Annotated in this window: 17 protein-coding genes; 13 read left to right on the top strand and 4 right to left on the bottom strand. The window is 69.8% G+C overall.

What is annotated here, in order from left to right; genetic code table 11:
* The first annotated feature begins 12 nt into the window (after positions 1-12).
* The 3 genes from ACWIFB_RS06855 to ACWIFB_RS06845 all read left to right on the top strand — a co-directional run bounded on the left by ACWIFB_RS06855 (position 13) and on the right by ACWIFB_RS06845 (position 4,344).
* Entirely contained in the window at positions 13-2,550 is a 2,538-nt protein-coding gene (locus ACWIFB_RS06855; RefSeq protein ID WP_454057750.1) for an MMPL family transporter, read from the top strand.
* Between the two features lie 64 nt (positions 2,551-2,614).
* Positions 2,615-3,952, top strand: a complete 1,338-nt coding sequence (locus ACWIFB_RS06850; protein WP_452100431.1) for a lysylphosphatidylglycerol synthase transmembrane domain-containing protein — start codon at positions 2,615-2,617, stop codon at positions 3,950-3,952.
* Positions 3,949-4,344 carry a DUF3054 domain-containing protein gene (locus ACWIFB_RS06845; protein WP_454057749.1) on the top strand — a complete coding sequence of 132 codons (396 nt, stop codon included), beginning with the start codon at positions 3,949-3,951 and terminating at the stop codon, positions 4,342-4,344. The genes ACWIFB_RS06850 and ACWIFB_RS06845 overlap by 4 nt, the downstream gene beginning before the upstream one ends.
* 48 nt (positions 4,345-4,392) lie before the next feature.
* Here ACWIFB_RS06845 and ACWIFB_RS06840 read toward each other — a convergent pair whose 3' ends face one another.
* Complete coding sequence (locus ACWIFB_RS06840; RefSeq protein WP_454057748.1) at positions 4,393-5,373, bottom strand: glycoside hydrolase family 25 protein; 981 nt, start codon at positions 5,371-5,373, stop codon at positions 4,393-4,395.
* A gap of 220 nt (positions 5,374-5,593) precedes the next feature.
* Here ACWIFB_RS06840 and ACWIFB_RS06835 point away from each other — a divergent pair, with 220 nt between their 5' ends.
* Positions 5,594-5,866, top strand: coding sequence for a hypothetical protein (locus ACWIFB_RS06835; RefSeq protein WP_452100434.1), 273 nt, complete (start codon positions 5,594-5,596; stop codon positions 5,864-5,866).
* Between the two features lie 36 nt (positions 5,867-5,902).
* Here ACWIFB_RS06835 and ACWIFB_RS06830 read toward each other — a convergent pair whose 3' ends face one another.
* Complete coding sequence (locus ACWIFB_RS06830) at positions 5,903-6,592, bottom strand: pentapeptide repeat-containing protein (RefSeq protein WP_452100435.1); 690 nt, start codon at positions 6,590-6,592, stop codon at positions 5,903-5,905.
* Positions 6,593-6,761: 169 nt separating this feature from the next.
* On the opposite strand from ACWIFB_RS06830, the gene ACWIFB_RS06825 reads away from it, so the two are divergent.
* The 4 genes from ACWIFB_RS06825 (at position 6,762) to ACWIFB_RS06810 (ending at position 10,426) form a co-directional block, all read left to right on the top strand.
* A complete protein-coding gene (locus ACWIFB_RS06825) occupies positions 6,762-7,274 on the top strand; it encodes a DUF4395 domain-containing protein (RefSeq protein ID WP_452100436.1) in 513 nt (170 codons plus the stop codon).
* A 25-nt stretch (positions 7,275-7,299) separates the two neighbouring features.
* Complete coding sequence (locus ACWIFB_RS06820) at positions 7,300-7,653, top strand: hypothetical protein (RefSeq protein ID WP_452100437.1); 354 nt, start codon at positions 7,300-7,302, stop codon at positions 7,651-7,653.
* Between the two features lie 88 nt (positions 7,654-7,741).
* The gene (locus ACWIFB_RS06815) at positions 7,742-8,350 is read left to right on the top strand and encodes a hypothetical protein (protein WP_454057747.1); all 609 of its coding nucleotides are present in this window, start codon (positions 7,742-7,744) and stop codon (positions 8,348-8,350) included.
* Between the two features lie 69 nt (positions 8,351-8,419).
* Positions 8,420-10,426 (top strand): M13 family metallopeptidase, encoded by a 2,007-nt coding sequence (locus ACWIFB_RS06810; RefSeq protein WP_452100439.1) that lies wholly within the window; start codon positions 8,420-8,422, stop codon positions 10,424-10,426.
* A 44-nt stretch (positions 10,427-10,470) separates the two neighbouring features.
* Here ACWIFB_RS06810 and ACWIFB_RS06805 read toward each other — a convergent pair whose 3' ends face one another.
* The gene (locus tag ACWIFB_RS06805; RefSeq protein ID WP_454057746.1) at positions 10,471-11,148 is read right to left on the bottom strand and encodes a Crp/Fnr family transcriptional regulator; all 678 of its coding nucleotides are present in this window, start codon (positions 11,146-11,148) and stop codon (positions 10,471-10,473) included.
* A 117-nt stretch (positions 11,149-11,265) separates the two neighbouring features.
* Here ACWIFB_RS06805 and ctaD point away from each other — a divergent pair, with 117 nt between their 5' ends.
* The 5 genes from ctaD to ACWIFB_RS06780 are packed head-to-tail and all read left to right on the top strand — an operon-like array spanning position 11,266 to position 17,131.
* Positions 11,266-13,020: an aa3-type cytochrome oxidase subunit I gene (gene ctaD / locus ACWIFB_RS06800; protein ID WP_454057745.1), complete on the top strand. Its 1,755-nt coding sequence runs from the start codon at positions 11,266-11,268 to the stop codon at positions 13,018-13,020.
* A gap of 41 nt (positions 13,021-13,061) precedes the next feature.
* On the top strand, positions 13,062-14,138 hold the full coding sequence (locus tag ACWIFB_RS06795; protein WP_452100442.1) for an NAD(P)H-dependent amine dehydrogenase family protein: 1,077 nt from the start codon (positions 13,062-13,064) through the stop codon (positions 14,136-14,138).
* Positions 14,135-15,121, top strand: coding sequence for an esterase/lipase family protein (locus ACWIFB_RS06790; RefSeq protein ID WP_454057744.1), 987 nt, complete (start codon positions 14,135-14,137; stop codon positions 15,119-15,121). The genes ACWIFB_RS06795 and ACWIFB_RS06790 overlap by 4 nt, the downstream gene beginning before the upstream one ends.
* A 52-nt stretch (positions 15,122-15,173) precedes the next feature.
* Positions 15,174-16,169: an esterase/lipase family protein gene (locus ACWIFB_RS06785; RefSeq protein WP_454057743.1), complete on the top strand. Its 996-nt coding sequence runs from the start codon at positions 15,174-15,176 to the stop codon at positions 16,167-16,169.
* Positions 16,166-17,131, top strand: a complete 966-nt coding sequence (locus ACWIFB_RS06780; protein ID WP_454057742.1) for an esterase/lipase family protein — start codon at positions 16,166-16,168, stop codon at positions 17,129-17,131. The genes ACWIFB_RS06785 and ACWIFB_RS06780 overlap by 4 nt, the downstream gene beginning before the upstream one ends.
* Before the next feature lie 17 nt (positions 17,132-17,148).
* On the opposite strand, the gene ACWIFB_RS06775 is transcribed toward ACWIFB_RS06780, so the two are convergent.
* Complete coding sequence (locus ACWIFB_RS06775; protein WP_454057741.1) at positions 17,149-18,069, bottom strand: L,D-transpeptidase; 921 nt, start codon at positions 18,067-18,069, stop codon at positions 17,149-17,151.
* Positions 18,070-18,468: the final 399 nt, after the last annotated feature.

Below are 18,468 nucleotides of genomic sequence, written 5' to 3'. Positions count from 1 at the left end.
GAGTACTGCCGCGTGTTCAACTCACTCGGGCGGTTCGTCGCCCGCCGCCGCATCCTGGTCCTGGTCTGCTCCGTGCTGGTCATGGCGTTCCTCAGCATCGCCGGCAGCGCGTTCGGCAACCCGTTCGGTCAGGGCGGGTTCGAAGACCCCGAGAGCGGCTGGGCCACGGCGGAGCAGCTCGAGCAGGAGGCGTACGGGCGCGACGCGCTGGGCGACGTGGTGGTCACCTACCACGCCCCCGAGGGCGTCTCCGTGGACGATCCGGCATTCCAGGACCCCATCCGGTCCTCGCTGGAGTCGATCCGCACCGAGTTCCCCGACCAGGTCACCGGCGTGACCAGCTTCGTGTTCAACCAGTCCCCGGCACTGGTCAACCGGGACGCCGGGATCGCGGTGGCGTCCATCCAGATCGCCGGTGAGGAAGAGGAGATCCTCGAGAACTTCCGGGTGATCGAGGACTCGATCCCCGTCGAGGGCATCGAAGCGGACATCGCAGGCCTGCAGCCGGTGGCCGGGGCGCTCCAGGACGGCATGGACGCCGACCTCGTGCGCGCCGAACTCATCGCGCTGCCGCTGGTGTTCATCCTGCTCATCGTGGTGTTCGGCGGGGTGGTGGCCGCGTTCCTGCCGGTGGCCGTGGGCGTGTTGACGATCCTCGGCTCCCTCGGGTCCCTGCACCTGCTCTCGCTGGTCACCCCGGTCAACTCGTTCGCCCAGAACGTGGTGACGCTCATCGGCCTGGGCCTGGCGATCGACTACGGCCTGTTCGTGGTGAGCCGGTTCCGGGAGGAGATGGCCGAGGGCTATCCGCCCGAAGTCGCGGTGCGCCGGTCGGTGGCGACAGCCGGGCGCACGGTCGTGTTCTCCGCCGTCATGGTGGGCGTGACCCTGTCCGGTCTGCTGGTGTTCCCGCAGGCCTTCCTCAAGTCGGTGGCCTACGGCGCGATCGCCGCGGTGATCCTGGCGGCCGTGCTCTCGGTGACTCTGCTGCCGGCGGTGCTGGTGCTGCTGGGCCGCCACGTCGACGCGCTGGGCATCAAGCGTTTCCAGCGTCACCGCACCCGCGAGCAGGTCGAGAACGGCCTGTTCGGCCGCGTCGCCGACTTCTCGATGAAGCACCCCGTCGCCGTGGCCGTGCCGGTCGTGGTGGTGCTCGTCGCGCTGATCATCCCGTTCTCCGGGGTCAAGTTCGGCGGCATCAACGAGACCTACCTGCCGCCGGACAACACCACCCGCGTGGCGCAGGAGAGCTACGACCAGAACTTCCCCGGCACCCGCACCGACCCGGTGAAGCTGGTGGTGATCGGTTCCGACGGCAACTCCCTGTCGCAGATCCGCTCCGCCGCCAACGAGGCACCCGGCCTGACCGGGCCCTTCCAGTTCGCCCGCTCGGGTGAGCAGGACGCGCAGGGCCGCGAGGTTGTGGTGCTCCAGACAGGCCTGGTCGACCGGAACGCGCCCGCCGAGACGGTCGAATTCCTGCAGACGTTCCCGATCCCCGCCGGCACCGAGGTGTTCGTGGGCGGTAACCCGGCCATGGAGTCCGACTCGGTCGACGCCCTGGTCAAGGGACTGCCGTGGTTCGTGCTCTACGTGCTGCTCGCCACGACGATCCTCATGTTCCTGGCGTTCGGGTCCCTGGTGCTGCCGATCAAGGCCGCCCTCATGAACATGCTGGGGCTGGGCGCGACGCTCGGCATCCTCACCTGGATCTTCGTCGACGGCCACGGCGCGAGCCTGCTCGGCTTCACACCCGGGCCGCTCACCTCGCCGGTCGTGGTGCTGTTGATGGCGATCATCTACGGACTGTCCACCGACTACGAGGTCTTCCTGGTCTCCCGGATGGTCGAGGCCCGCGCCCGCGGCGCCAAGACCGCCGAGGCCATCCGGAGCGGCGTGGCCAACACCGGCCGCATCATCACCTCGGCCGCACTGATCCTCATCGTGGTGACCGGGGCGTTCGCGTTCTCCGAGATCGTGATGATGAAGTACATCGCGTTCGGCATGATCGCCGCGCTGATCCTCGACGCCACCGTCATCCGCATGCTGCTAGTCCCGGCGGTGATGCAGATGCTCGGCCCCGACTGCTGGTGGGCGCCGAAGTGGATGAAGCGCATCCAGGAGCGGATCGGCCTGGGTGAGGCGGAACTCGAGGACGAGCCCGAGTATCTCCACGGCGGCCCCGCCCCGGCCGGCGCGGTCACGGCTGATCCTGTGACCGCCGGGGCAGCGACGGCGCGCGCCGGTGTCGCCGCCGGAGCGGGCGTGGCGACGGGAGCGCCGGTGGCGCTGCTCGAGCGCGATGAAGAGTACGACGACGAGCCCGTCGCCCACGAGCACGCTCACCACGACGAGCCTGCCGTCTACGAGCACGCCCCCGCACCCGCGCCCGAGGCCGTCGCCGAGCCCGAGTCCGAGTTCGAGCCGGTCATCGATGCGGAGTACGACGACGAGCCCGTCGCCGCCGTCGACAGCGACGGGGAGAAGATCCCCGCAGCGGACCTGATCGCCCGACTCATGCGGGAACGCCAGCAGAGGTACGACGGGTGACGCCCGGCTCGGTGCCCGGTGTGGGCTCCGGAGCCGGGTCCGAAACTGTGGTTATGGTGGCGGGATGACGGGTACGGCAGGCGAGGTGTGGCGCCGTGTCCGGGCGGTCCTGTCCAACCCGTGGTTCAAGACCATCGCGACGCTCACCATCCTGGGGTTGATCCTCTACTGGCTGCGCGGCCAGATGCCGTTCTTCGCCCGGGGATTCGAGGCCGTGGCCAGCCCACACTGGGGTTGGATCGCGGTCGCTCTCGTGTTCTCCTACCTGTCGATGTCGAGCTACGGCTCGGTGCAGAAACTGCTGTTGCAGTCGGCGGGCGTCAAGGTGGGCTACTGGGCCAGCGTCGGCCTGGTCTTCTCGTCCAACGCGTTCTCGACCTGCATCCCGGGCGGGCAGGTCTTCGGCACCACCCTGACCTACCGCAAGACCCGGCAGTGGGGGGCCACCCGGGTGGTCGCGTCGTGGCAGCTCGTCATCTCGGGCGTGCTGTCGACCGTCGGCATCGTGCTCCTGGCGCTGGTCGGCTTCTTCCTGGTCGGCTCGGTGTCCAACCCGTTCCTGCTGGTGCTCTCGGCGTTCGGACTCGCGGCGATCTTCGTGGGCGTCCAGTGGGCCGCCCGTAACCCGGACAAGATCGAGGGCGTCCTGCTGACGGCCCTGGCCTGGATCAACGAGCGGCGCAACAAGCCCGCCGACCACGGGGCCGGCGGGGTGCGCCGGGTCGTCAGTCAGGCCGAGGCCGTCGATCTGAGCAAGACCCAACTGTCGAAGGCCTTCGCGTTCTCGCTGCTGAACTGGGTCGCGGACATCGGCTGCCTGTGGGCGGCCGCGAATGCGGTGGGCGCCCAGCACAGCATCGGCGGCCTGTGCATCGCGTACGTGACCGGCAAGATCGTCGCCACCGCGCCGATCACACCCGGCGGGCTCGGGACCGTGGAGTTCGCGCTCATCACGGCCCTGACCGCCGGTGGGCTCGGCGCGCACGAGGCGTTCGCGACCGTGTTCGTCTACCGCATCGTCAGCTTCGTCCTGGTCGCGCTGGCCGGCTGGGTGGTGTTCTTCCTCTTCTACCGCGGCGTCACCGACGTGGATCCGGACATCGAGTCCGAGGACAAGGGCAGCCCGTCGCCGGAGCGATCCACATCGGTGGATGCGGCGTCGGAGGTGGCTTCGTCGTCGTCGGATCCGGGGGCCGCGCGAGGCACCGAGGCCGCTGCGCCGACGACCGCGGCCGCCTCGATGTGGCCACACAAGGGACGGCTGTGGCGACCCTCGTCAGCGCACGACTCCGGCCCGATCCGGCTGCGGCCCACGAGGAGCGCCCCGGATGACCGCGGAGAGGCGCACACGGATGTGCGACCGCGCGATGAGTACGCGAACAACGACGAGAAGGATCGGTGAGCGGTGTGGTTCCGCTGGGGATGGTCGCGCTGGACGCGGTGCTGGTCGTGGTGTTCTCCACGTTCGGCCGCGGAGCGCACTCGGAGGGGCTCGGCGCGGCGCAGGTGTGGGGGACCGCGTGGCCGTTCCTCGTGGGGCTCGCGGTGGGCTGGCTGATCCTGCTGGTCACGCGGCGCGCGCCCGGCTCGGTCGGCTCCGGCGTGCTCGTGTGGGTGGCGACGGTCGTGGTGGGCATGGTCATCCGAGGCATCGGTGACGCTCGGGTGCCGCACTGGAGCTTCATCATCGTGGCCGCCACCGTCACCGCGGTGTTCCTCATCGGGTGGCGTGCGATCCGCGCGGCGGTGAGGCGGCGGGGCCGGCGGTCATCGGCGGGCGTGCCGAACAGGTAGGCGGTCGGCTGCCGCTGTGGCACGAGTGGGCTCGCACCGTGGATCGGCTTATGCGCTCGGGGCACTCGGCGCTTCCGGGACGGGCGCGGGTTCGGGAGCTGACGCGGGCGCGGGTGCGGGTGTGGAAGCGGCCACCGGCGCTGGTGCGGGCTCGGCGGCGGGGGCAGGAGCGGCCACCGGCTCGGGAGCAGGCGCAGGCGCCGGCTCGGTCGGGGGCGGCGGAACCGGCGCCACGGGCCCCACCCAAGCGTCCAGATCGGCGCGCGTGCCGGCGAAGACGTTGAGGTCCACGTGGTCGACGAAACCGGACACGCGGCCCGTTTCTGCGCGCTGCCAGAACAGCCACTCGCTCCAGCCGCCGATCATGGGCCGGGTCGGCTGCGACACCTCGTACTCGGCGAGCCACAGCGGGTACTCGGCGAAGCGCGTCGTGTTGGCCATCTTGTCGATCCAGAAGGACCGGTACGTGTAGAGGATCGGGGTGCGCCCGGTCCGCTCGCGGAGCGTATCGAGGAAGACCCGGGTCCACTCGGCGAGCTCGGCGGGATCCAGGTCCTCCGCGTTCTCGAGATCCAGCACGGGCGGCAGCTGCGGACCGCCCACCGACTGCAGCCGGTCGGCGAACGCGTGGGCCTGCTGCGCGGGCTCCATCCCGGGCCGGGCCATGTGGTAGCTACCGACCAACATCCCTGCTGAGCGGGCGTTCTGGACGTCGGACTCGTAGTAGCGGTTGGCGGGCCCGGTGCCCTCGGTGGCCTTGATGAACGCGAAGGTCTGCCCCGCCGCGGCGGCCTGGTGCCAGCCCACGGGGGCGCCGTGCGGGTGCTGCCAGCTGGACGAGTCGAGACCCTCCGCGAGGCCGTGGAACACGGGGTCCAGGGGTTCCGCCGCGTCGGCGCGGGGATTGTTGATGACGACGACGAGAAGCCCCAGCGTCAGAAGGACGGTCGAGACCAGGGCGACGAGCAGCCGAGTGAGGGATGGGCGAGGGATGAGGGTGGCTCGGGCAGGCGGACCGGCAGGAGTCATGGGGCGAGTATCCGGGAGTAACACGCGCCACACAAGCAACTCGCGCAACTATTTCCCAGCTGGTTGTAGGAGCCGCCCGTCCCGGCCGCGGATTGGTTTGGCCCCGAAACAAGTGTCACGGATTCACAACAACCGGTAACACGCAGCCCCACCCGTGCGATCTGCCGGAATTCGCACATAACCTTGAGGACGTAACCAATACCAGTCGGGAGTGCCCCTCATGACCGATGCCATCGACCTCACCACCCTCCGATACCGTGAGCGCCTCGTCACCGAGGTGGACGGGCCGGACGACGACCCGTTCCTCGAGGTGGTCGTCGCCGAAACCGTGCTACTGGACGCGGACGGTGCCGGCCGCGGAGCGCCGGAACTGCGCCTGAGTACGGGCGGGCAGGACATCGTGCTCACCGACAGGGAGCAGGTGCTGCGACTGCAGGCCGTGATCAACCGGGCGGCCAACCAGTGGCGCGAGGTCGGCTCGCACCTGCCCTGACCTGTCGAGCCGCCTGCCCGGGCGGCCGCGCGGCGGTCAGGCGACCCGGATCCCGGTCTCGCCGATGAGGGCCAGGCCCACGCCCAGAACCTGCTCCGGCGAGATGAGCGCGCCGCGCAGCGCCGAGGCCCCGCGAAGATCTTCCAGGTCGGCGCCCCGCAGGTCGGCGGCGGCGAGCTGCGCGCGCTCGAAGTTCGTCCCGCGCAGGTCCGCGCCCTCGGTGGACAGGTCCGAGACCTGGGCCTCGTGGAAGTCGGCCTGGCGGCCGCGGGTGCCGGACAGGCGGATCCGCTGGAGCCGGGCCATGCGCAGGTTGATCATGTCGGCGTGGCAGTCCTCGAACGAGACATCGGTGAGTCGGGCGGCGGACAGCACCAGTCCGGTCAGTCGGCATCCGACGAACCGCACGCGGGTCAGCGAGGCGCCGTCGGCGACGAGGCCGGACAGGTCGCAGTCGCGGAGTTCGACGTCCGTGAGGCGCAGGCTGTCGGCGCGGGCACTGCTCAGGCGAAGCCCCTGCACCAGCGATTCACGGATCTCCATCCCGCCGAGGTCGGCGGGCCCGTCCATGAGGTCCGGCCCGTCCTCGGCGCCGGCCAGTACCCCGTCCCAGAGTCCGTCGGTCTCGAGTTCGGAGCCGGGGGCGTCGAGCTGCTCGGGTCGCGGAACGCTCGGGGCGGTCGGGGGACGGGGGTTCTCGGAACGACGACGCAGAGGAGGGGCCACGGGCCCCACCTTAGATCCGCACGATTTCGTCCGACCGGCCGCGCACCTCTCCGGACGTGGTGGCGCGGTCGCCGTCGCCATCGGCCTGGGATTTCTCGACGGTCGGGAGTAGTCTCGTTTTTAGCGATAGACAGATCGGTCTATCCGGAAAGTCTGAGAGGTCGGCACGATGAGTCTGCGCGAGGCGTTCGCCTTCCCCGAGATCGTCAACGACTACGCGGCACGCTGCACCGCGGCGCTCGTCGTCACGCTCGCGGTGGTCACGATCATCGTGTCGGCGCCCGTTCAGACCTGGCTCGCCGGCGCGCTCTTCGTGGGCTTCGCGCTCCGCGTCGCCGGCGGCCCCCGGTATTCGCCGTTCGGCCGGCTGTCGGTGCACGTGCTGGCGCCCAGGGTCAGTGCCGAGCCGAGGATGGTGGCCGGGGCGCCCAAGCGGTTCGCGCAGACCATCGGTCTGGTGATGTCAGGAGTCGCGTTCGGCTTGTTCCTCGCCGGCTTCGCCACCGCGGGCGCCGTGGTGCTCGGTGTGCTGGTACTCGCGGCTCTCGCGGAGGCGGCGCTCGGGTTCTGCCTCGGTTGCTGGATCTACGGGCGGTTGCAGCGTGCCGGGATCGTCTCCGAGGACGCCTGCGTGGATTGCGCGGACATCTGGTCGCGCCCGGAGATGACTGCTCGCCACTGATGCGGTCCCTTCTAGGCTGCTGGCCGTGAACACCCCCGGCGATCACTGGCGCGAACAGGCGGCGCCGTACCGGCCCGCGGAGCCCCGCAGGGACCCGCTCGTATACGCGGTGGCCTCCTTCTTCGTTCCCGGCCTGGGGACGATCATCAACGGGCAGGTCCGGCGAGGAGTGACCATCATGGCCATCCACTACGGGACCCCGTTCGCCGTTCTCGCAATCCTGTTCTTCACGCTGTTCACCACGCGTGTGGATCTCTCGCCCGTCAACCTGGCCGTGATCCTCGGTGCTCTCGCCGTGATGTTCGGGACGTGGATCTGGGGAATCGTCGACGCCTACCGGGCAGCCTCCGAGCACAATCGCCTCCACGTGGACGTGTGACGACTCCTCCGCCCGCGGGCCGTCACCAGCACCGGCCCGCTGTCGCGACGGCCATGCGGGCATCAGAGCTCGGGGCTACTGTGGTGCCATGAGCCACCCCGCTGACGATCGCCGCCCCGAGGATTTCGATGCGTTCGCGGGCGACGGCACCTCGAGCCCGTCGAGCGACTGGCGGAACGATCCGTCGCCGGGAACGGACCAGGCCGGGGCGCCCTATGGTGCGAACCCCTACCTCGCGGATCCTCTCGGGAACCAGCAGTTCGGGACCCAGCAGTACGAAGCCCAGCAGTACGGGGCCCAGCCGTTCGGGAACCAGCCGTTCGGGAACCAGCAGTTCGGCGATCAGCAGTACGGAGCCCAGCCCTACGGCGGGCAGCCCCTGACCGGCCCGGGATTCGCTACGCCGGGCTACGGGACGCCCGCGTACGGCGCGGTCCAGCCCTACGGCCAGTACCCGCAGGTGGCGCGCAAGGACCCGGCGATCATGCTGGTGGCATCGCTGATCATCCCGGGGCTCGGCACGCTCCTCAACGGCTCGACCGGCAAGGGGATCGGCATCTTCGCCGGCTACTGCATCGGCGCCCTGTTGTCGGTGATCCTCATCGGACTGCCGATCATGTTCGGCTTCTGGGTCTGGGGAATGGTCGACGCCTACAACGGCGCCAAGGACTTCAACGCGCGTCACGGTCTGCCCTGAGCCCTGAGCCCTGAGCCCTGAGCCCTGAGTCCGGCCCGCCAGATCCGCGCGTTTCCGTAACCTGGTCGCATGACTGCGACCGAGAACCCCACCACCGACACCCAGCGCCCCTCCGGCCTGGATCTCCGGTACATCAACACCGACGTGCGGTCCCAGGACGACCTGTACCAGCACGTCAACGGCACCTGGATCCGCGACCACGTGATCCCCGCCGACCGTCCCATCGACGGCGCGTTCCTCGCCCTGCGTGACCTGTCCGAGGAGCGAGTGCGCGACATCATCACCGACGCCGCCGTAGACTCGCAGATCGGCGCCTTCTACGCCTCCTTCATGGACACCGACGCGGTCGAGGCCGCGGGCGTGGCGGCGCTCGCCCCCGACCTGGCGGAGATCGACGCCGCCACCGACGCCACCTCGCTGGCGTTGGCCATGGCACGCCTCGAGCGGGCCGGCATCGGCGGTCTGATTGGGGCCTACGTCAACAACGACGCCAAGAACTCCAGCGAGTACATCCTCTACCTGGTTCAGAACGGAATCGGGCTGCCGGACGAGTCCTACTACCGGGAGGAGCAGTACGGGCCGATCCGCGAGCAGTACACCGAGCACATCGCGCGGATGCTCGAACTGGCCAGCCTCGCCGGCGCCGGGGACGCCCGCGCGCGTGCCGAGCGGATCGTCGCCCTGGAGACCCGCATCGCCGCCGCGCACTGGGACGTGGTGGCCCGCCGCGACGCCGACAAGACGTACAACCCCGTCACCTGGGACGAGTTGCCCGCGCTGGCGCCCGGCTTCCCGTGGCACGAGTGGGCGCGCGAGGTCGGCGGCACCGAGGAGACCTTCGGCCGCCTGGTGGCCATGCAGCCCGACTTCCTCACCGCGGTGGCCGAACTGTGGGCCGGCGAGCCGCTCGAGACGTGGACCGAGTGGCTGCGCTGGCGGGTCGTCAGTTCGCGCGCCCCGTACCTGACCTCGGACCTGGTGGACGAGAACTTCCGCTTCTACGGCACCGCGATGTCGGGCACCGAGGAGATCAAGGCGCGCTGGAAGCGCGGCGTCGGCGCGGTCGAGGCGGCCCTCGGTGAGGAGGTGGGCAGGGAGTACGTGTCCCGCCACTTCCCGCCCGGGCACAAGGCGCGGATGGAGGAGCTCGTCGCCAACCTCACCGCCGCCTACCGCTACTCGATCAGCCGGCTGCCGTGGATGACCCCCGCAACCCAGGAGCGGGCGCTGGCCAAGCTCGAGGCGTTCGTGCCCAAGATCGGCTACCCCGACGAGTGGCGTGACTACTCGGCGCTCGAGGTGAAGGCCGACGACCTCCTCGGCAACGTCCGGCGCTCCGCGCGGTTCGAGCACGACTACGAGCTCGGCAAGCTCGGCGGCCCGGTCGACCGCGGTGAGTGGCACATGACGCCGCAGACGGTCAACGCCTACTACAACCCGGTCATGAACGAGATCGTGTTCCCCGCCGCGATCCTGCAGCCGCCGTTCTTCGACGCCGACGCCGACGACGCCGCCAACTACGGGGCGATCGGTGCGGTGATCGGGCACGAGATCGGCCACGGCTTCGACGACCAGGGATCGAAGTACGACGGCGAGGGGAACCTCGTCGACTGGTGGACCGACGCGGACCGGTCCGCCTTCAGCATCCGCGTGGACAAGCTGATCGCCCAGTACGAGGGCCTCACCCCCGACGGCCTGGACCCGGAGAAGGACCACGTCAACGGTGCCTTCACGGTGGGCGAGAACATCGGGGACCTCGGCGGGCTGACGATCGCCCTGCTGGCCTACCGGCTGGCACAGAGCGTCGACGGCGAGCCCGTGCAGGGCACCGACGTGGGCCCGGAGATCGACGGCCTCACCGGGATCCAGCGGCTCATCGCCTCGTGGGCGATCGTGTGGCGCACCAAGACCCGAGCCGAGGAGGCCGCCCGCCGGCTGGCGGTGGACCCCCACTCGCCGCCGGAGTTCCGCTGCAACCAGGTCGTCAAGAATCTCGACGACTTCCACGAGTCCTTCGGCGTGGTCGAGGGCGACGGCATGTGGATGGCCCCGGAGGAGCGCGTCAGCATCTGGTGATCCGGTGATCTGGTGAGGCGGGCGCCACGCGGTGGCCGGGCCGGTCAGTAGCGCGCGAGGAGTTCCTCGTCGAGCGTGAACTCCCGGTGCGCCCCGCGGCTGATCGCCCCGGAGTCCATGAGTTCGCGCAGGCGTCGGCTCAGCGTCTCCGGGGTGGTGCCCAGGTACGAGGCGAGGTCGATCTGCGTCAGCGGCAGCTGCACCGCGGTGCGGCCGTCCCCGCCCCGGCGCCGCGGCAGGGACAGCAGGTAGGACACCACCCGGGTCGCCACGTCCTCCGACGTGAGCGAGACCAACAGGTGCTCGCTCTCGGCGGTCTTCCGGGCCAGCGCCATGGTGATGGCGCGCTGGAGGGCCGGGTGGCGGTCGGCGATCGTCCGCAGGTCATCGAAGCGGATCTCGGTCAGCGTCGAGTCCTCGCCGGCTTCGACGAGGTAACGCGCGGCGCTGTCCAGGGCGAGCTCCACCAACCCGTAGTGATCACCCGGCCCGATGATCCGCACGATCCGGCGGCGGCCGGCCCTGTCGCTGCGCACCACGTGCAGGGAGCCGGCGGTGACGAGGAGCAGTCGGGTCGCCGGCCCGCCGACTGTCTGCAGTACCGTCCCGGCCTCGACCTCGACGGTGTGCGCGACGGCCGCCAGTTGCTGGCGGCCCTCCGCGTCGAGGGCCGCGACGAGGTCGAACTGGCCGGTGAGGCCGTCGCGGCGGGAGCTGGGCATGTGTCGAGTATCGCCGCCGGCATGAGGTCTGGCCAGTAGTAGAGAAATTGACGTCGGTCAATGCGGAGACGCAGGCGTGCGCCTAGCGTCGGCAGCAGGTCGTCTCAAGGGAGTGCCATGTCATCAACGCTTGCCCCGTCGAGTCGAGCAGTCGGCGGGGGTGGTGCACCTGTTGCCGCTCCGCGCCAGGGGCAGACGCCCTGGCAGATGCTCACCACCACCGATCACAAGCAGATCGGCGTGATGTACGTCGTGGTGTGCTTCATCTTCTTCTTCATCGGCGGTCTGATGGCGCTGCTCCTACGCGCCGAGCTCTTCTTCCCGGGAATGCAGTTCCTGGCGAACGAGCAGTACAACCAGCTGTTCACCATGCACGGCACGGTGATGCTGCTGTTCTATGCCACCCCGATCGTGATCGGCATCGGCAACTACGTGATGCCGCTGCAGATCGGCGCCCCGGACGTGGCGTTCCCGCGGTTGAACGCCTTCGGTTTCTGGCTGTTCACGTTCGGCGGGATCATCGCGCTCTCCGGGTTCCTCACGCCCGGTGGCGCGGCCGCGTTCGGCTGGACCATGTACATGCCGCTGGCGGACAAGATCCACTCGCCGAACGTCGGTGCGGAGCTCTGGATCCTCGGGGTGGCGATCGGCGGGATCGGCACCATCCTCGGCGCCGTCAACTTCATCACCACCATCGTCTGCCTGCGTGCCCCGGGCATGACGATGTTCCGGATGCCCATCTTCACGTGGAACCTGCTCATCACCTCGGTGCTGATCCTGCTCATCTTCCCGTTGCTCACCGCCGCCGCGATGGGCGTCTTCTACGACCGGACATTCGGCGGGCGCATCTACTCGGCAGGCAACGGCGGGGCCATCCTGTGGCAGCACCTGTTCTGGTTCTTCGGCCACCCCGAGGTGTACGTGGTGGCGTTGCCGTTCTTCGGCATCGTCTCCGAGGTTTTCCCCGTGTTCTCGCGTAAGCCGCTGTTCGGCTACGCCGGCCTGGTGTTCGCGACCCTCGCGATCGCCGCGCTGTCGATGGCGGTGTGGGCGCACCACATGTTCGCCACCGGGGCCGTTCTGCTGCCGTTCTTCTCGTTCATGTCGTATCTCATCGCCGTGCCGACGGGCGTGAAGTTCTTCAACTGGATCGGCACCATGTGGAAGGGCAAGCTCACCTTCGAGACGCCGATGCTGTTCGCGCTGGGCTTCCTGGTGACGTTCTTGTTCGGCGGCCTGACCGGCATCATGATGGCCTCCGCGCCGATCGACTTCCACATCCACGACTCGTACTTCATCGTGGCGCACTTCCACTACACGCTGTTCGGGACGATCGTGTTCGCCACCTTCTCCGGCGTCTACTTCTGGTTCCCCAAGGTCACCGGGCGGATGTACGACGAACGGCTGGGCAAGCTGCACTTCTGGCTGATGTTCATCGGCTTCCACACCACGTTCCTGGTCCAGCACTGGCTGGGGAACCAGGGCATGCCGCGGCGCTACGCCGACTACCTGGCGAGCGACAACTTCACCGTCCTCAACCAGATCTCGACCGTCGGCTCGTTCATCCTGGGTATCGCGATGCTGCCGTTCATCTGGAACATGATCAAGAGCTGGCGGTACGGCGAGATCGTGACCGTCGACGATCCGTGGGGCGCGGGCAACTCGCTCGAGTGGGCCACCTCCTGCCCGCCGCCGCGTCACAACTTCGAGACGCTGCCCCGCATCCGCTCGGAGCGCCCCGCCTTCGAGTTGCACTACCCGGAGATGTCGGAGCGGATGCGCGCCGAATCCCACGTCGGCGGCCGGCGGAAGTCCCACGATCCGCACTCGTCCAAGGACGTGGCCGAGCGCGGGCCGTCGCCCAACAGGTGAAACAGGTTCTACCGGCGGCGGTGCGCGGTTAGGGTCCACCCATGACGATTCGCGTTGTGGAGTGGTCGACCGGGTACCTGGGGCGGATGGCGGTCGAGGCGATCCACGCCCGGCCCGAACTCGAGTTGGTGGGCGTGTTCGTCTCCGACCCGGCCAAGGTCGGGGTCGACGCCGGACGGCTGGCCGGGCTGGACCGCGACCTCGGGGTCGTCGCCACCGATGACCGCGCGGCGCTGCTCGCACTGAAGCCGGACGCGGTGCTCTACACGGCCGAGACCGAGACCCGGTTCATGGGCGGGATCGAGGACTTCGCCGAGTTCCTGCGCGCCGGGATCAACGTGGTGGCTTCCGGGCCGGTGCTGTTGCAATACCCGCACGGGACTATCCCCGAAGAGATGATCACCGCGCTCGCGGACGCGGGCCGCGAGGGCGGCGCGACGTTGCACGTCAACGGCATCGACCCGGGCTTTGCCAACGATGTGCTGCCCCTGGTCATGACGAGTCTGTCCCGGCGGATCGACCTGATCCGCGTGGGCGAGATCGCGGACTACTCCGTGTATCACCAGGGCGAGACCATGCGGCGTCTGTTCGGATTCGGACAGTCCATGGAGACCCTGCCACCGCTGCTGCGGCCGGGCATGCTCGCCGCGGGCTGGGGTTCGGTGGTCCGTCAGCTCGCAGCCGCGCTGGAGGTGACCCTGGACGAGCCGCTGGTCGAGCGGCACGAGCGGCTCGCGGCCGATCGTGACCTGTCGCTGCTGGCGTGTGAGGTGCCCGCCGGGTCGCAGGCGGCCCTGCGGTTCGAGGTGGTGGGGCAGGTCGACGGCGAGGACCGCATCATCCTCGAGCATGTCACCCGCACCGCGCACGATCAGGCGCCCGACTGGCCGCGGCCCGACCACGGCGACGGTTGCTACCGCGTGGAGATCTCCGGCCAGCCGGAGATGCGGGTGGAGTTCACCCACCACGATGCCCACGGCGACCACAACGTCTCCGGCATGCTCATCACCGCCATGCGACTGGTCAACTCGATCGAGGCCGTGGCCGCGGCGGAGCCTGGCCTGGTCTACGCAAAGGACCTGCCGGTGATCACCGGCCGTGGCTTAATGGCCAGATGAAGATCCTCTCCAGCGCAGGGGCGGTAGTGGCCGCCGCGCTCCTCGTGCTCGCCGGCGCGGCAGCCGCCCCCGCGGCCCCGGCCCCGACCCCCGCGACTGCCCCGGCTACGGATCCGGCGGCGCGGGCCCCGATCCCGGTGCCGACTTCGTTCGCCGAGGGTGTCGCGGGTGCGCTGAATTCGCCGGGCGGTCAGCTGCCCGGCGCCAACGACTGGTCCTGCCGGCCCTCGGCGGACAAGCCTCGTCCCGTGGTGCTGGTGCACGGTACCGCGGGTGGGGCCGTGACCAACTGGGGGACCTACGGCCCGCTGTTGCACAACGAGGGCTACTGCGTGTTCGCGCTGACCTACGGGGCCCTGCCGGGGCAGCCGTGGCCGATCAGCGAACTCGGTGGGCTGGCGGACATCCTCGAGGTGTCGGTTCCGCAGGTCGGCGGGTTCGTGGATCGCGTGCTCGAGGCCACGGGGGCCGAGCAGGTGGACCTGGTGGGCCACTCGCAGGGCACCCTCGTCTCCGGTCTGGTGGCCAAGGTCGGCCGCCCGGGGCGCGTGCACGCGGTGGCCTCGCTCGCGCCCCTCTGGGACAACTCGGAATCGGAGGCACTGGAGGGATTGGAGTCCGTGCCCGGGCTCCTGGACCAGGTCAACCGGGTCCTGCCGCCCGCGTTGAGCCAGATGGGCCCGGACTCGGCGGCGTCCCAGGCGCTGTGGGAGGGCGGCACTCCGTACGCGCCCGGCGTGCGTTACCTCAACGTGGTGACGCGCTACGACCAGTTGGTCACCCCGTACACCGCCGGGATCGTCGAGGGGCCGCTGGCCACGAACGTGGTCCTGCAGGACGGCTGCGAGGAGAACCGGTCCGAACACACGGCGATCGTCGCTGACGGTCGTGCGGCAGACCTGGTCCTCGCTTCGCTCGATCCGGCGACGCCCCGCGAACCCCGCTGTGAGTCGACAGTGGAACGGGCGCCGGGCGGTTCGTGAGCTGTCCCGGTTATCCAGGTCAGATGTCGTACGGCCGTGGCTTAATAGGCGCATGACAATCCTGCGCGCCGCTTGCACTCTCCTCGCCGCCGTGACGCTCGCAGTGTCCGGGGCGGGCGCCGCCACTGCCCAGCCTGCCACTGCCCAGCCCGCCACCGACCCATCGATGCGGGCCCCGCTGCCCGTTCCGTACTCGTTCTTCACCGGCGCCGCCCAGGCGCTCACCGCCCCGGGGTCCGAACTGCCGGGGGCCAACGACTGGTCGTGCCGCCCCACCCCGGACAAACCCAGGCCGGTCGTGCTGGTGCACGGTACCTCCGGCGGGGCGGTGACAAACTGGGCCACCTACGGTCCGCTGCTGCACAACGAGGGGTATTGCGTCTACACCCTGACTTACGGCGCCCTGCCCGGTCAGCCGTGGCCGGTGAGCCTGCTCGGCGGGCTGGCGGACATCACCGAGGTCTCGGTGCCCCAGGTCAGTGAGTTCCTCGACCGAGTCCTGGAATCGACCGGAGCCGAGCAAGTGGATCTGATCGGTCATTCGCAGGGCACTCTCGTCTCGGGTCTGGTGGCCAAGGTCGGTCGGCCGGGCAAGATCAACACGGTCGCGTCGATAGCACCGTTGTGGGAGGGCTCCCGCGGGACCGGATCCGGGGCGATCGGCACCGCGCTGGCCAGCGGGGATCGCGGACGGGCGGAGGAGATCGCGCCGTCGCTCGGTCAGATGGCCGCGGGTTCGGACATGCTCGAGACCCTGTGGGCCGGTGGCAGTCCGTACGCCTCGGGCGTGAACTACCTCAACCTGGTGACCGTCCACGAGCAGGTGGTTCAGCCGTTCACCTCAGGGATCGTGGAGGGGTCGAACGCCGCCAACGTGATCATCCAGGAGGGTTGCAAGCAGAACCACGCCGAGCATCTGGGCATCGCGGCGGACGGCCGCACCGCCGACTTCATTCTCAACGCCCTCGACCCGGCCAATCCGCGTGAACCCCGTTGCGAGGCAGTGGCTCCGTACGTGGGACCGATCCCATCGCTGCCGGGCTCGTGAACCGCTCTGCGATCGCTGACCTGCTCGCGGCGGCAGCCCTCGTCGTCGTCACCCCCGGGCTCGCGGCGGCTGCCCCCACATCCCCGACACCCTCACCGCCGACACCCACCGCCGACCATGTCCCGTGGCGGTGGTGGGACGGCGCGGCGTATCAACTCACGCACGGCCTGGCCGACCCGCCCGCCCTGAACCGCGACGACTGCCGCCCCACCGCAGAGCGCCCGCACCCGGTGATCCTCGTCCACGGCACCGGGCTCAACGGAGGCAACTCGTGGGCGACCATCGGCACGGCGCTGGCCGCGGAGGGTTTCTGCGTGTGGGCGCCCACCGTCGGGGCGCCCGAGGGTATGGGCTCGACGGGAGGACTCGACTCGTTGACGGGGGCGTCGGCGCCGCAGCTGGCCTCCGAGATCGACCGCGTGCGGGGGCTCACCGACGCCGACCGGGTCGACCTCGTGGGGCACTCGCAGGGGGCGATCGTGGCGTCGTTCGTCGCGGCGACCGTCCGTGCGGACGCGGTGCACACCGTGGTCACGCTCGGCGCGGACCCGGCGAAATCGGGGGAGGGGCCGCCGGAGTTCGTCACCGCGATGCTCGGGGTGCTGTCCGCGGAGACCACGCGACGCGACGCCGAGGCGACCCTGGCGTGGCTGGGCGATGAGGGCGTGCCGTTCGCGCGCGGGGTGCGGTACGTGGCGGTGTCCTCGGATTACGACGAGCTCACCGGGCCCGTCGTGGCGCCGATCGTCCCGGACTGGGTGGACCTGCAGGTCGTGCGCCTGCAGGACGGGTGCGAGGCCGACCGCTCGGGGCACCTGACCGTGCTCGCCTCACCGCGCGCCGCGGACCTGGTGGCCGACGCGCTCGCCCCGGCGGAAGGTGCGCCCGCCGAAGCGCACCCACCGCGATGTGTGGCCGCCGACCAGGTGCTGGGGGTCCTGGCGCCGGTGCCACCGCGGTAGCGGTCGCCCGGTGCTCGTCAGTAGTTCCAGTCGCCCTGCCCGTCGAAGGCGCCGAACTGCTTGCCCGGGCCATTGATGACGATGAACGGATCCCCGTTGCCGGTGTTCTCGTAGTACCAGGCCGCGTCCTCGGGGCTGATGTTGATGCAACCGTGCGAGACGTTGCGCGCGCCCTGGTCCGCGACGGACCACGGGGCGGAGTGGATGAAGATACCGTCGTAGCTCAGTCGCACCCCGTCGTTGACCACGGTGTCGTAGCCGCCGGCATCCTGGGCCAGGCCCCACGTCGCGGAGTCCATGTGGACCTCGCGGGCGCGCCAGCCGTTGTAGTAGATGCCGTTGTGCGTGGGGTAGGCGTCGCGGCCGGCGGAGGCCTTCATGACGCGCTCGACCACGCCGTTGCGGGTGACGGTGACCTCGTGGGTGTTGTCGTCGTAGGTGGACACCACGGCGTCGCCGGTACGGAAGGTGTGTTCCGCGCCGCCCGCCCAGACGGTGACGGCGGTGGCGGCCGGCCAGAACTCGTGCGGCCGCCAGCGCAGCTCCGTGTCGCCGACCCAGTAGAACTTGCCCTCGATGCCGGGCGTGGTGCGGATCCCCACCGCCGCCTCGGCGGCCGCGCGGTCCGCGACGGGGCGGTCGAAGGTGATCATGACCGGTTGCGCCACGCCGACGGTCTCGTCGCGGGTGGGGTAGACCGAGGCGACCTGCGCCTCGATCGACGGCCGCTGGGGGGCCAGGGCGGGGACCGTCAGGACGGGCAGTCCGGGCATGAGGAAGGTGGGTAGGGGCGCTGTCTCCATGCCGACCGCGCCGGCCGAGCCGGAGGAGCCGAAGCCGCCGGCGAGTGACTGTGCGGAGGCGGCGGGGGAGAGTCCGACGACGACGAGACCGGCGGCGGCAAGGACGGCGGCGGTCGAACGGGTGCGGCGGTGCATCGATCTCCTCGGGGCGCGTGCCGCGGGCGGGCGGCGGTGTTCGGGGAAGGCGATCCGAGACGGCCGGCGTTCAGTACTTAGAAACACTAATCACACCAGTCACTCAGATAACTTGCGTAACACTACCGCGAATCCGGGTGCCGTGTACATCCCGCGGGCGCTGCGGCGATACGGACGCGGTGGCGCCCGGTCCGGCGCGGCGCGAAACCCTGCCATCGTTTGTTGGCATCGACGCGGAGGGAAGTGCAGGTAGATGCCGCGAGAGGTGTTACTGACCGAAAGTCAGTAGAATAATCGCAGTTCACCGGCTTGATCGCGCTGTGGGCGCAACATATAGTCCAATCAGTCACCAACCGAGGGAGGTGGCGAGGTGAAGGACTGGTTGAGGGACCACGACTT

The organism is Dietzia sp. NPDC055340 (assembly GCF_053645335.1).
This window is presented reverse-complemented; position numbering and strand designations above follow the sequence as displayed.